Origin of the sequence: Streptomyces sclerotialus, assembly GCF_040907265.1 — a bacterium.
Classification (GTDB): domain Bacteria; phylum Actinomycetota; class Actinomycetes; order Streptomycetales; family Streptomycetaceae; genus Streptomyces; species Streptomyces sclerotialus.
Genome location: NZ_JBFOHP010000002.1, coordinates 7,641,698 through 7,653,521 on the forward strand (window position 1 = coordinate 7,641,698; position 11,824 = coordinate 7,653,521).

Below are 11,824 nucleotides of genomic sequence, written 5' to 3' on the forward strand. Positions count from 1 at the left end.
GGTTACCGATGTTCCCCACAGGAAAAGGTCCCAAATTACCGTTCACCAACCCGCTCGAGGCGGTCACCCAGAGCGTGACCGGCAAGATGGCCGACGGACTGGCCCTCGCCCAGGCCGCCGCCATCACCACACAGGCGGCCACCGCGCTGAACCGCTCGCCGGGCATCGACGACTGGTCGGCCCGCCCCGACGAGGACCACCCGCGGCCGGTCGTCCTCGTCCACGGCACGTTCGGCAACGCCGAGACCTACTGGCTGACCGTCGCCCCTGTCCTCGCCGCCGCCGGATACAGCGTCTTCCGGCTCGACTACGGGGCCGACCCCCGCATCCCCGTGATGCACGGCCTCGCCTCCATGGAGGAGTCGGCGGAGGAACTGGCCGCCTTCGTGGAACGCGTACTGGCGGCCACCGGCGCGGAGAAGGTCGACATCATCGGCCACTCGCAGGGCGGCATGCTCCCGCGCTACTACCTCAAGTACCTCGGCGGCGCCGCCAAGGTGCACCACCTGATCGGGCTGGCCCCGAACAACCACGGCACCACCGGCAACGGCATCGCCGCGCTCATGAAGCAGTACCCGATGTCCATCGAGCTCACCAACATGGTCATGCCCGCGCTCACCGAGCAGCACAAGGGCAGCGACTTCATGAACAAGCTCAACGACGGCCCCGACACCGTCGAAGGAGTGCGCTACACCGTCATCGCGACCAAGTACGACGAAGTGGTCACGCCCTACACCTCGTGCTGGCTCCGGGGCCCGGACGTCCGCAACGTCCTCCTCCAGGACCTGTGCGTCGCCGACCTCAGCGAGCACAACGCCGTCGTCTACTCGCCGTTCGCCATGCGCGAGGTGCTGCGCGCGCTCGCACCGGCGAAGCCGGACAAGACCAAGGAGGCCGCCCCGGCGGCGGCGCCGCAGCCGAAGCCGGCCCCCTGACGCACCCCGCAAGGAGGATCAGGTGCCCGCGTGCAGCGCGGGCACCAGTTCCCGCGCCGCCTCGGCCAGCTGATCACGCTGCGCCCCCGGGTCCAGCGACCCGATGCGCAGGATCACATGGCGCGCACCGGCCCGCACGTACCCGCCGAGCCACTCCGCGCACTCCTGCGCGCTGCCGTACCCGAACGCCTGGAACTCCGCCATCTGCTCCAGCGAGCGCCCGTAGTACGCCTGGGTGTAGGCGTCCAGCTGCTTGCGCGCCGCAGCCCGGTCCGGATCGACCGCCACCGTCGCGTACAGGCCCGGCGTGACGGCGTCCGCCGGGCGCCCCCGCTCAGCGGCCAGCTCACCGATCCGCTCCCAGGCCCGTGCGTAGGCGCCCGCGTCCGGCAGGAACGGCAGCCATCCGTCGTACAGTTCCGCCGTCCGCGCCAGCACCCGCGGGGTGTCGCTGCCCGCCAGCCAGAGCGGGGGACCGGCGGGCGAGGACGGGGTGGGCAGCCGGCCGAAGGAACCGGGCGGCCCGTCAGCGGCCGGCGCGCCGCCGCGCCACACCTCCCGCCACCGCCGGACCGTCGCGTCCAGCCGCGCGAAGCGCCCGGTGTACGCCACGTCCACCGCGGCGAACTCCGCGGCCGTCTCCGGCACCGGGAAGCCCGCGCCGAGCCCGGCGATCAGACGCCCCGCGGCCGCCCGGTCCAGGCTCGCCAGCTGGTGCGCGCCGAGCAGTGGGTGCCGCAGGGCCGCGGTGAAGGCCGCCGTGCCCAGCGTGACCCGGGTGGTGACGGCCGCCGCCGCGGCCAGTACCACCACCGGGTCCAGTCGGGGCCGGGCCAGCAGCGAGTCCCCCGTCCACACCGAGTCGTAACCGAGCCGTTCCGCCTCGCGGGCGAAGTCCAGCAGCGGTGCCACGGTGTGGTCACCGTTGATCGCCGCCTCCCGCGTCGGCAGCAGGACACCGACCAGCGGCCGCCGTCCGTCCGTCCGTTCCCCGGTGCTCATCCGTTGCCTCCCGACCTGACGTACCGTCAATTGACCTTGCGTTCCCGGCCCTGCCACAGCGGGTCCCGCAGGGCACGGCGCAGCACCTTGCCGTTGGGGTTGCGCGGCAGCTCGGCCAGGAACTCGTAGACCGCGGGGATCTTGAAGTCGGCGAGCCGGCCCCGCAGGAACCGCATCAGCTCACGCGGGGTGGCCCGGCCGTCCGGCCGCAGCACGACGTACGCGTGCAGGGCCTCGCCCCAGCGTTCGTCCGGCACGCCCACGACGGCCGCCTCGGCCACCGCGGGATGCGCGGCGAGCGCGTGCTCGATCTCGGTCGGATAGACGTTCTCGCCGCCGATGATGACCGTGTCGTCGATCCGGTCGCTGAGGAAGAGATAGCCGTCGGCGTCGAGCCGGCCCGCGTCCCCCATGCGGACCCAGCCGTCCCGTACCGTCTCGCGGGTGGCCGCAGGCTGCCGGTGATAGCCCAGCATGCGCGCGGGGCTGCGGACCCAGACCTCGCCGACGGCACCGGGCGGCAGCTCCCGGCCGTCCTCCCCGGTGATCCGCAGGTCGATGCCGGGGTAGGCCCGCCCGGCCGCCGCCAGCCGCGGACTGCCGGGCACGTGGTCACCGGGCGGCAGGCAGGCCGCGAAGTTCCCCGTCTCGGTGCTGCCGTAGATCTGCGCGAACTCGCAGCCCATCGTCTCCAGACAGCGCCGCAGGAGCGGTTCGGAGATCGGCGCGCCGCCGTAGACCACCTTCCGTACGGAGCGGAAGGCGGCGGGCCCGGCGCCCGGCTCGGCCAGCAGCATCTGGAGCATGGCGGGCGTCAGCAGGCCCTGGGTGATGCCGAGTTCGCCGATCTGCCGGAGCACGTCACCGGGGACGAACGCCGGCATGCTGACCATCGTGGCCCCCGCGACGAAGCCCTGCATCGCGTAGGACAGGCCGCCGATGTGGAAGCCCGGCATGCCGATCAGGCACCGGTCACCCGGCCGCCAGTCCACCCAGTCGCAGCCGTGCCGCACCAGCGCCTCGTCGACGCCGAAGAAGGCGCGGTGGGCCAGTACCACGCCCTTGGGCAGCCCCGTGGTGCCGCTGGTGTAGATCTGTGCCACGGCGTCGTCGGGGGCGGGCGCGGGGCCGGACAGGCGACCGCCGGACGGGCGGCCGGCCTTCCAGGCCAGGAAGCCCGAGCCGCGGCCCTCGGCGGAGTCCAGTGGCACCACCGCACACAGCTCCGGCAGGACCGCGCCGAGCTCCCCGGCGACGGCCAGCCGCTCGCGCTCGGCGAAGAGCAGCTCGGTGCCGGAGTCGCGCAGGATGTGCGCGATCTCCTCACGGGTCAGCCGCCAGTTGACCGGCACCAGCACGGCGCCGCTCTTGGCGCAGGCCAGCGCGATCTCGTAGAAGTGCTCGGACTCCTTGCCGAGGTAGGCCACCCGGGAGCCCGGACCGAGGCCGGCCGCGCGCAGCGCGTGCGCGGTGCGGTCGCTCTCCTGGTGGAGCTGTCCGTACGTGAGCGTCCGGCCCTCGCACAGCACCGCCGGGTGGCCGGCGCGGTCGGCGGCCTGCCGGGCCGCGACCGCGTCCAGCGTCCGCGGCCGGACCGTCCGCCGGGCACGTACGAGCGTGTCGTCCTGCATCCTCATCGCCCTTTCAGCCCAGCTGCCGGTCGAGGAAGTCGGTGAGCCGGTCCACGGAGGGGTGGTCGAACGTGACCGAGGCGGGCAGCGGCACGCGCAACGCGGTCTCCAGGGCGTTCTTCAGCTCCACCGCGGCGAGCGAGTCCAGCCCCAGCTCCAGGAAGACCGCGTCCGGCGCCACGTCGTCCGTGCCGTCGAAGTGCAGCATGTCGGCGATCCGGCCCCGCAGGTACGTGTTGAGTGCCGCCCTGCGCTCCTCGGCGGGCAGCGTCAGCAGGTGCTCGGCGTCGAGACCCGGCCGGGCCCCGCCGCCCGATTCCCGTACGAGGTGCCGGTACAGGCTGTGGGGCGGCTCCGGCCCGCCGCGTACCGGTCCCAGTCGCAGGCGGCGGCGACGACCTGCGGCGCAGTGCCGCCGGCCAGGGTGACCAGCGCGTGCATGCCGTCCGCCGGGTTCAGGAACGCGACGCCCTGGTCCTGGAGGCGCCGGGCGAGCGGCGCGGCCAGCCGGGCCGACATGCCGACCTCGGACCACGGTCCCCAGTTGACGGACAGCCCGGGGAGGCCCTGGCCCGCGCGCCAGCGCAGCAGGCCGTCCAGATAGGCGTTGCCCGCCGCGTAGTTGGCCTGCGCGGGGCCGCCGAGCACGGCGGCGACGGAGGAGTAGCCGACGAAGAAGTCCAGCTCGGGGAAGGACGCCGCCGCCTCGTGCAGCAGCCAGGTGCCGTAGACCTTGGGCCGCAGGACCGTCTCCATGTCCTCCCAGGTCAGCGCCGAGACGGGCATGTCGTTCAGGACGCCCGCCGCGTGCACGATGCCGGCCACCGGATACGGCGACTGCTTCAGCTCGGCGGTGATCCGTGCGACGTCGGCCGGCTCGGCGATGTCCGCGCGCAGGACGGTGACCTCGACGTCCTTGCCGAGCCCGGCCGCGAGCTCCGCCGCCTCCGCGGCGGGCAGCCCGGTGCGGCCGACGAGCGCCAGGTGGCGCGCGCCCAGGTCGGCGAGCTTCCGGGCGGTCACCAGCCCGAGCCCGCCCAGCCCGCCGGTGACGAGATACGTACGGTCGGGCGCCACCGTCAGCGGCCGCGCGGGACGGGGCCGGTCCGCGGCGAACCGCAGCACCAGCTTTCCGGTACTGGTGCCCTGGCTGAGCACCGAGAAGGCCTCCTCCACCTCGTCGAGCGAGTAGGCGGTGGCGGGCACGGGGCGGAGCCGTCCGTCGGCGATCTGCTCGACGACGGCCCGCAGTATCTGTCGGGTGTGCTCCCGTGCCTCGGCCTCGGGCCGTTCACCGAGGTCGAAGTGGTGGTACACCACGTCGGGGCGTACCTCGGCCACCTGCTCCGGGCTCCAGGCACCCACCTTGCCCAGCTCCACGAACCGCCCGCCCTCGGCGAGGCAGCGCAGGCCCGCCGGGATGAACTCCTTGTTCAGGCTGTTCAGTACGAGGTCCACGCCCTCGCCACCGGTGGCGGCCAGCACCTCGTCGGCGAAGTCCAGGGTCCGGGAGTTCATGACGTGGCGGATGCCCCGGTCGCGCAGCAGCGGCCACTTGCCGGGACTGGCCGTGGCGAACACCTCGGCCCCGGCCTGCTGGGCGAGCTGCACGGCGGCCTGCCCGACCCCGCCCGCCGCGGCGTGGATCAGCACCCGGTCGCCCGGCTTCAGCCCGGCGAGGTGGTGCAGCGCGTGGTGCGCGGTGACGAAGACGGACGGCACTCCGGCCGCCTCGGCCATGGTGATCCGGTCCGGCTTGCGCACCGCCAGCTCCGAGGACACGGTCAGCGTGCTGCTCATGCAGCCCAGCGCGTTGACGATCACCTCGTCACCGGGCCCGAAGGCCGCGTCAGGGCCCGCAGCCACCACCGTCCCCGCGCATTCGAAGCCGAGCGGCTGCGGCTGGTAGGCGACGCCCGCCTCCTCGGCGTGCCGCCGGAGCAGGCCCAGCACGTTGAGCACGTCCTTGAAGTTCAGCCCCGCGGCGTGCACCGCCACCTGGATCCGGTCGCCCACGGGCGGCACCGCCTGGGCAGGCTCCGGCCGCACCCCGGCGAGGGAGCCGTACTCCTGGATCGCGAGCCGGACGGGGGCGTCCTGCCGCCCGGCGGCGTCGAGCGGGTACAGCCGCCGCACGTGCCGGGCCCCGGCCCGGTACGCCACCTGGAACTCCCCGGCGTCGCGCCCCGACCACTCGGCCAGCAGCGGCCCGGCGAGGTCCGCGCCGGTCCCGCCGCTCCTGGCGGGCAGGTCGACCAGGGTGACGCGGTAGCCCGGGTACTCGTGCCACAGCGCCTGGCCGAACCCCCACAGGGTGGCGGCCGCCGACGGTCCCGCGCTCTGCGGCTCGTCGTCCGGCAGCAGCTGGGCGCCCTCGGTGACCAGCCACAGGCGCCCGCCGTGGCCGAAGCCCGCGCGCTCCAGTTCGCCGAGCACCGCGAGCAGGTCACGGTAGTTGCGCCGGCACTCGGCACGGAGCGCGGCCGTGCCGTCGCCCTCGCCAGGACGCCAGAACCAGCACACGTCCGTGGGCCACCGGTCGGCCAGGTACTCGGCCAGCACGTCGGCCCCGGCGGCGTACGCCAGTTCCGTACCGGTCTCCGCGGTCCGTGCCGCCGGTGCCGCGAACTCGTCCGCCGTCCGGTTCAGGACCAGCACGCGGCGCGGCTCCCCGGCCCCCGCCGCCCGGCCCGGACCGGTCAGGGAGCGCTTGACCCAGCGCGGTTCGTGGAAGGCGTGCGCGGGGCGCCCACCGCCGGCCGCGGAGTGGGCCACCCGCTTCAGGCCGAGCCCGGTCAGCTCGAAGACCGGCCGGTCGCCCTCCAGCACCACGAGGTCGGCGGACACGTCCACGTCCCGTGCGGCCTCCGGCGGCCCGGGGACGAGCCTGGCCACCGTACGCAGCTCCGCGGCGCGCGGCTTCTTGAACAGCCGCAGCCGCCCGAACCGCACCGGCAGATACGTCTCCCCGGCGTCGTCGAGGACCGCCAGACCGTGCAGCGAACTGTCCAGCAGCGCCGGTGACAGCTGCTCGGCGGCACCGGGTCGTACGCCCCGCAGCGTGCTCACCGCGAGCTGCCCGCCGTACCGCGCGGCCCGCAGCAGCCTGCGGAACTCCGGTCCGTAGTCCACCCCCGCGGCGGACATCCCGGCGTACAGGTCCGCTTCGCCGACCGTGGCCGCCGGGTCGCCCGCGGCCGCCGCCGACGCGCACAGCTCCGTCCCGGCCCTGCTCAGCGCCGTACCGGGCGCGGCGGGCAGGCCGAGGACCGCCGTGGCGTGGCACCGTTCGAAGTCGCCGTCCCGGCCCGCCACCCGCGTCACGATCTCGGCGGCCGCCGTGCCGTCCTCCCGGAACCGCAGCCGGGTACGCAGCTCGGCGGTCCGGTCGGCGGCCAGGAAGACGGGCTCCAGGATCGCCACGTCCGTCACCGGCCGGCAGGTCTCGCCGTACACCGCGTCCTGGAGCGCGAGCAGCACCTCCAGATAGGCCGCGCCGGGCAGGACGACCTGTCCCATGATGACGTGGTCCGCGAGGTACGCCGGATGCCCGGAATCCACCCGCGCCGCGAACTCCCGTACTCCGTCCGCCCGTTGCTCGTCGGTGGTGACCTCCTCGCCCAGCAGCGGGTGATGCTGCGCCCCGGCAGCGGCCGGGGCCCGGCCCCGGTCGCGGCCGCGGGGAGCGGGCAGCCAGTACGGCTTCCGTTCGAAGGGGTACGTGGGCAGGGTGACGGGCCGGTCGGCCGCACCACCGTGCACGCCCGCCCAGGACACCGGGAAGCCCGCGGCGTACAGCCGGGCGAGGGCGGTCAGCACCGCGTCGCCGTCCGCTTCCCCCCGCTTCGGGCCGCCCAGCCACAGGTGGTCACCGGCCGGCACGCACTGCCGCGCGAGGGAGGTGAGCGTCGAGCCGGGGCCGATCTCCACGCATGCGTGGCCGCCGCGCCCGGCCACCGTCTCCATGCCGCCGGCGAAGTCCACCGGCGCGCCGATGTGCCGTACCCAGTACTCCGGCGTGGTCAGCTCCCCGGGCCTGGCGACGCGCCCGGTGACGTTCGAGACCAGCGTCAGCCGCGGCTCGTGGAAGGTGATGTCCTTCAGCTCGTGCCGGAAGGCGTCCGTCACCTCGGCCATCAGCGGCGAGTGGAAGGCGTGCGAGACCGGCAGCTCCCGTACCTCGTGCCCGGCGTCGCGCAGCCGCGCGCACACCTCGTCCAGCGCCGCGCGGGCGCCGGAGAGCACGCACTGCCGGGGCGCGTTGCGGCAGGCGACGGCGAGGTCGGGGTGCCCGTCGAGCAGCGGCGCGAGCTCCTCGGGCGCGGCCGCCACCTGGGCCATGCCGCCGGGCGCGGTGACGGACTGCATCAGCCTGGCCCGCGCCGCGACCAGCGCCACCGCGTCTTCCAGGGAGAACACCCCGGCGACGGCCGCCGCCGCGATCTCCCCGATGCTGTGGCCGATCAGGACGTTCGGGCGCACGCCCCAGGACAGCCACAGCCGCGCCAGCGCGTACTCCAGCGCGAACAGGGCGGGCTGGGTGTGCACGGTGGCGTGGACCGCGTCCCCGTCGGCGGCGTCGCCGGTCACCAGGTCCCGCACCGACCGGCCGAGGTGCGGCGCGAAGAGCCGGTCGCAGGCGTCCAGGTGCTCCCGGAAGACCGGGTGCCGTGCGTACAGGGCCCGGCCCATGCCCGGGTACTGGCTGCCCTGCCCGGTGAAGAGGAACGCCACCTTGCGTACGCCGGGAGCACCGCTGCCGCCGTCCGGCCCGCCGTCGCGCGCGGCCCATCCGTCCAGCAGCTTCGCCATTCCGGCGCGGTCCCGGACGACCCCGGCGCGGCGTACGGGGAGGTGTGCCCGCCCGAGCGCGGCGGTGCGGCACAGCGCGGCGACGGACACGTCGGGACGCGCCGCGAGGTACTGCCGGTACCGCTCGGCCTGGCGGCGCAGCGCCGGGGCGCTCTTGGCCGACAGGGTGAGGACGTGCGGCTCCCCGTCCGCCGCCGGCGTCTCCGTACGGGGCGGGGTCGGCGGCTCCTCCACGACCACGCAGCCGAGGGTGCCGGCGATGCCGAAGCCGTTGACCAGGGCGCGCCGCGGGCCGTCGGCGGGCCACGGCGTGAGCCCGGTCGGCACGGTCACCGGGCAGCTGTCCCAGGGGATGCGCGGCGACGGGGTGGTGAGGTGCAGGTGCGGGTAGAAGACGCCCTCCCGCATCTGGAGCAGCACCTTGACGATGCCGCAGACGCCCGCCGCCGACTCCAGGTGCCCGACGTTGGTCTTCACCGAGCCGACCACGACCGGCCCGGCCGTGCTGTGGGAAGCGGCGAAGGTGTCGCTGATCGAGCCGAGTTCGACGGGGTCGCCCAGGGGGGTGCCCGTGCCGTGCGCCTCGACGTAACTGATGTCCTCCGGGGCCAGCCCGGCGTCGGCGATCGCGGCCCGCATGACCGCCTGCTGGGCGATGCCGTTGGGCGCGGTCAGGCCCGCGCTCTCGCCGTCCGCGCGCACGGCGGAGCCGCGCAGCAGGCCGAGGACGCGGTCCTGGTCGCGCAGCGCGTCGGAGAGCCGCTTGAGCACCAGCACGCCGCAGCCCTCGCCGCGGCTGTACCCGTCCGCGCTCTCGTCGAAGGTCTTGCAGCGGCCGTCCGAGCCGAGCATCCCGGCTTGGTGCAGGGTGTTCTGGATCAGCGGGTGGTGGACGGCGTTGACGCCGCCGCACAGGACGAGGTCGCACTCCCCGCGACGCAGCCCCTGGGCCGCCAGGTGCGCGGTGGTGAGCGACGAGGAGCAGGCGGTGTCCACGCTCATGCAGGGGCCGCGCAGCCCCAGGAAGTACGACAGCCGGCCCGACACCGCGCTGTGCGCGTTGCCGGGCACCAGGGCCCCGGACAGCTCGCGGTCCGGGACGGCGACGGTCTCCACGATGTAGTCCATCGACATCACGCCCATGTAGACCCCGGTGTCGGTGTCACGCAGGCTCATGGGGTCGATGTTGGCGTCCTCCAGCGCCTGCCAGGCCGTCTCCAGCACCAGCCGCTGCTGCGGGTCGATGTACGGGGCTTCCTTCGGCGATATCTTGAAGAATTTCGCGTCGAACCGGTCGAGCCCGTCGAGGAAATTCCCCTCCGGAATTCCCGCCGACTCGCTGATCCAGCGGTCCTCCGGGGCCGGGCCCTCGGCCGACCGTCCGGCGCGCAGGAACTCCGCGAATTCCTCGGGCGTTTCACTCCCGCCGGGGAAGCGCAGGCCCATCCCGACGACGGCGATCGGCTCGGTCGACTCCCGGCGGTCCTTCTCCCCGGCGGATCCGGGTGTTTCTGGCATGGCTGGTTCCTTCCCTCAGCGGACCGGTTCGTCGAAGAGGCCGGGCAGGACGTCGGTGGCCAGATGCTCCGCGAGCCTCGCCAGGTTGGGGCTGTTGAACAGCACGTTGGAGCTGATCTCGCAGCGCAGCAGGGTCTCCAGCCGCTGCTTCAGCTCCATGACGCGCAGTGACGTGACGCCGAGGTCGAAGAAGTTCTCCTCGCGCGGGAATTCCTCCTCCTCGGCCATCAGGAGGCAGGCTTTGAACTCCCTGGACAGGATTGCTTCCAGCGCCTCCCGGCGCTCGGAGCGGGGCAGCAGGTGAATGTCGTCGGAGTCCGCCATGGTCGGCAGTCAAGCAAAGCGGGCTGACAGGGCGCTGACACCCCGCTGACCATGTGTTCCAGCGGTCCGCAGGCAATGGCAGACTCGGCTGGCCCACACCCGAGAACACGCCTTCCGGCGAAGAATCGAGGAAATGATGGGGGACCGGTTCGACTTCACCAGGGAACTGGACAGCACACTGAAAATGATCGGCCTGGGCCGGGAATCCGCGGTGAGCGGCCTGACCGTGACCGGCTGCCACCCGTACGTCAAAAGCCCGCTCCGCATGTCCGCCGCGATCGGGGTGCCGCTGCTCGCCTCGGCCGTCGGCGCCGCGCAGATCTGGCAGCTGCGCACCGGCCGCGCCCAGCACCTGTCGCTGCACCTGGGCCGGGGACTGCACTGCATGTCCCCGTTCCTGGGCGGCGGCACGACGCTCAACGGCTACTTCTCCAGCATGGGTTCGCTGGCCGGCCGCACCGGACTGGCCCCCGCGGTATGGGACTTCTACCGCACCGCCGACGACCGCTGGGTCATCCCCATCGCCTGCTACCCGCGCACCCGCGACACCCTGCTCGACCTCCTGGACTGCGCGCACACCAGGGAGCACGTCGCCGCCGCGGTACGCCGCTGGGAAGCGGAAGCCCTGGAAGAGGCCGCGGCCGAACGGGCCGTGCCCTTCGCCATCGCCCGTACCAGGGAGGAATTCCTCGCCCACCCGCAGGGCCGCGCCGTGCTGGCCGAGCCGCCGGTCGCGGTGGAGCGGATCGCCGACGGGCCCGCCGTGCCGCTGCCGACCGGGCCGCGGCCGCTGTCCTCGCTGCGCTGCCTGCAGTACACCCACATCCTGGCGGGCACCGCGACCGGGCGGACGCTGGCCGAGTACGGCGCCGACGTGCTGCACGTGTGCGAACCGGACTCCTTCGAGCACGACGCCGTCTGGCACGAGTCGGCGGCCGGCATGCGCTCAGCGCGCCTGGACCTGCACGCCGGTACCGCGGGCCGCGCCACCTTCGACCGGCTGCTGCGGGCAGCGGACGTCTTCGTCCACAACCACCGCCCGGCGAAGGCCGAACGGCTCGGGCTCACCGCTGAGGAATGCGCGGAGGCCCGCCCCGGCATCATCCACTGCTCGCTCAGCGCCTACGGGCACACCGGTCCGTGGCGGGAGCGCGGCGGATTCGACCAGCAGGCGCAGGCGTTCACCGGTATCAGCCTGCGCGAAGGCGGCGGCACCCCGAAGCTGCCACCCGGCCGCATCCTCTGCGACTACGTCGCCTCCTACCTCGCGGCCGCCGGCATCATGGCCGCCACCGTCCGCCGCGCCACCGAAGGCGGCAGCTACGCCGTGCGCGTCTCGCTCGCCGGGGTCGCCAACTGGTGCTGGGAGCTGGGCAGCTGGGACCCGGAGCTGACCGCGGCGCTCGGCGAGGACGCCGTCCCGCCGGCCCCCGAGTGGGAGACCCGCACCACCCCGCTGGGCGAGGTGCGGCACCCCGTCCCGCCCGTCCACCTGAGCGAGACGCCCGCCGGTCACGACGACCCGGTGCTCGTGCCGCGCGGCTCCTCGGCGCCGCACTGGCGCCCCCTGCCGGTCGGCCCGTGACCCTCACCACTGTTGGA

General features: G+C 74.1%; 7 protein-coding genes. 2 read left to right on the top strand and 5 right to left on the bottom strand.

The annotated features are described in order from the left end of the window. Positions 1 to 8 precede the first annotated feature (8 nt). Positions 9 to 935 carry an esterase/lipase family protein gene (locus tag AAC944_RS33555; RefSeq protein WP_438272770.1) on the top strand — a complete coding sequence of 309 codons (927 nt, stop codon included), beginning with the start codon at positions 9 to 11 and terminating at the stop codon, positions 933 to 935. Positions 936 to 953: 18 nt separating this feature from the next. Here the strand turns inward: AAC944_RS33555 and AAC944_RS33560 are convergent, their stop codons facing one another. The 5 genes from AAC944_RS33560 to AAC944_RS33580 are packed head-to-tail and all read right to left on the bottom strand — an operon-like array spanning position 954 to position 10,222. Continuing rightward, positions 954 to 1,937: an LLM class flavin-dependent oxidoreductase gene (locus AAC944_RS33560; protein ID WP_030608699.1), complete on the bottom strand. Its 984-nt coding sequence runs from the start codon at positions 1,935 to 1,937 to the stop codon at positions 954 to 956. A gap of 26 nt (positions 1,938 to 1,963) precedes the next feature. After that, positions 1,964 to 3,568 (bottom strand): long-chain-fatty-acid--CoA ligase, encoded by a 1,605-nt coding sequence (locus AAC944_RS33565; protein WP_051871413.1) that lies wholly within the window; start codon positions 3,566 to 3,568, stop codon positions 1,964 to 1,966. A 13-nt stretch (positions 3,569 to 3,581) separates the two neighbouring features. Continuing rightward, a complete protein-coding gene (locus AAC944_RS36565; protein ID WP_438272843.1) occupies positions 3,582 to 3,953 on the bottom strand; it encodes an acyl carrier protein in 372 nt (123 codons plus the stop codon). Beyond that, positions 3,839 to 9,898 carry an SDR family NAD(P)-dependent oxidoreductase gene (locus AAC944_RS33575; protein WP_368396642.1) on the bottom strand — a complete coding sequence of 2,020 codons (6,060 nt, stop codon included), beginning with the start codon at positions 9,896 to 9,898 and terminating at the stop codon, positions 3,839 to 3,841. The genes AAC944_RS36565 and AAC944_RS33575 overlap by 115 nt, the downstream gene beginning before the upstream one ends. A gap of 15 nt (positions 9,899 to 9,913) precedes the next feature. Further along, complete coding sequence (locus AAC944_RS33580; RefSeq protein WP_030608692.1) at positions 9,914 to 10,222, bottom strand: acyl carrier protein; 309 nt, start codon at positions 10,220 to 10,222, stop codon at positions 9,914 to 9,916. Positions 10,223 to 10,355: 133 nt separating this feature from the next. Here AAC944_RS33580 and AAC944_RS33585 point away from each other — a divergent pair, with 133 nt between their 5' ends. Next, positions 10,356 to 11,807 (top strand): CoA transferase, encoded by a 1,452-nt coding sequence (locus AAC944_RS33585; RefSeq protein WP_107054064.1) that lies wholly within the window; start codon positions 10,356 to 10,358, stop codon positions 11,805 to 11,807. Positions 11,808 to 11,824: the final 17 nt, after the last annotated feature.

Excerpts from the sequence above, each read along its gene's own strand:
- AAC944_RS33555 (WP_438272770.1), top strand. The coding sequence starts at position 9 with ATGTTCCCCACAGGAAAAGGTCCCAAATTACCGTTCACCAACCCGCTC.
- AAC944_RS33560 (WP_030608699.1), bottom strand. The coding sequence starts at position 1,937 with ATGAGCACCGGGGAACGGACGGACGGACGGCGGCCGCTGGTCGGTGTC.
- AAC944_RS33565 (WP_051871413.1), bottom strand. The coding sequence starts at position 3,568 with ATGCAGGACGACACGCTCGTACGTGCCCGGCGGACGGTCCGGCCGCGG.
- AAC944_RS33575 (WP_368396642.1), bottom strand. The coding sequence starts at position 9,898 with ATGCCAGAAACACCCGGATCCGCCGGGGAGAAGGACCGCCGGGAGTCG.
- AAC944_RS33580 (WP_030608692.1), bottom strand. The coding sequence starts at position 10,222 with ATGGCGGACTCCGACGACATTCACCTGCTGCCCCGCTCCGAGCGCCGG.
- AAC944_RS33585 (WP_107054064.1), top strand. The coding sequence starts at position 10,356 with ATGATGGGGGACCGGTTCGACTTCACCAGGGAACTGGACAGCACACTG.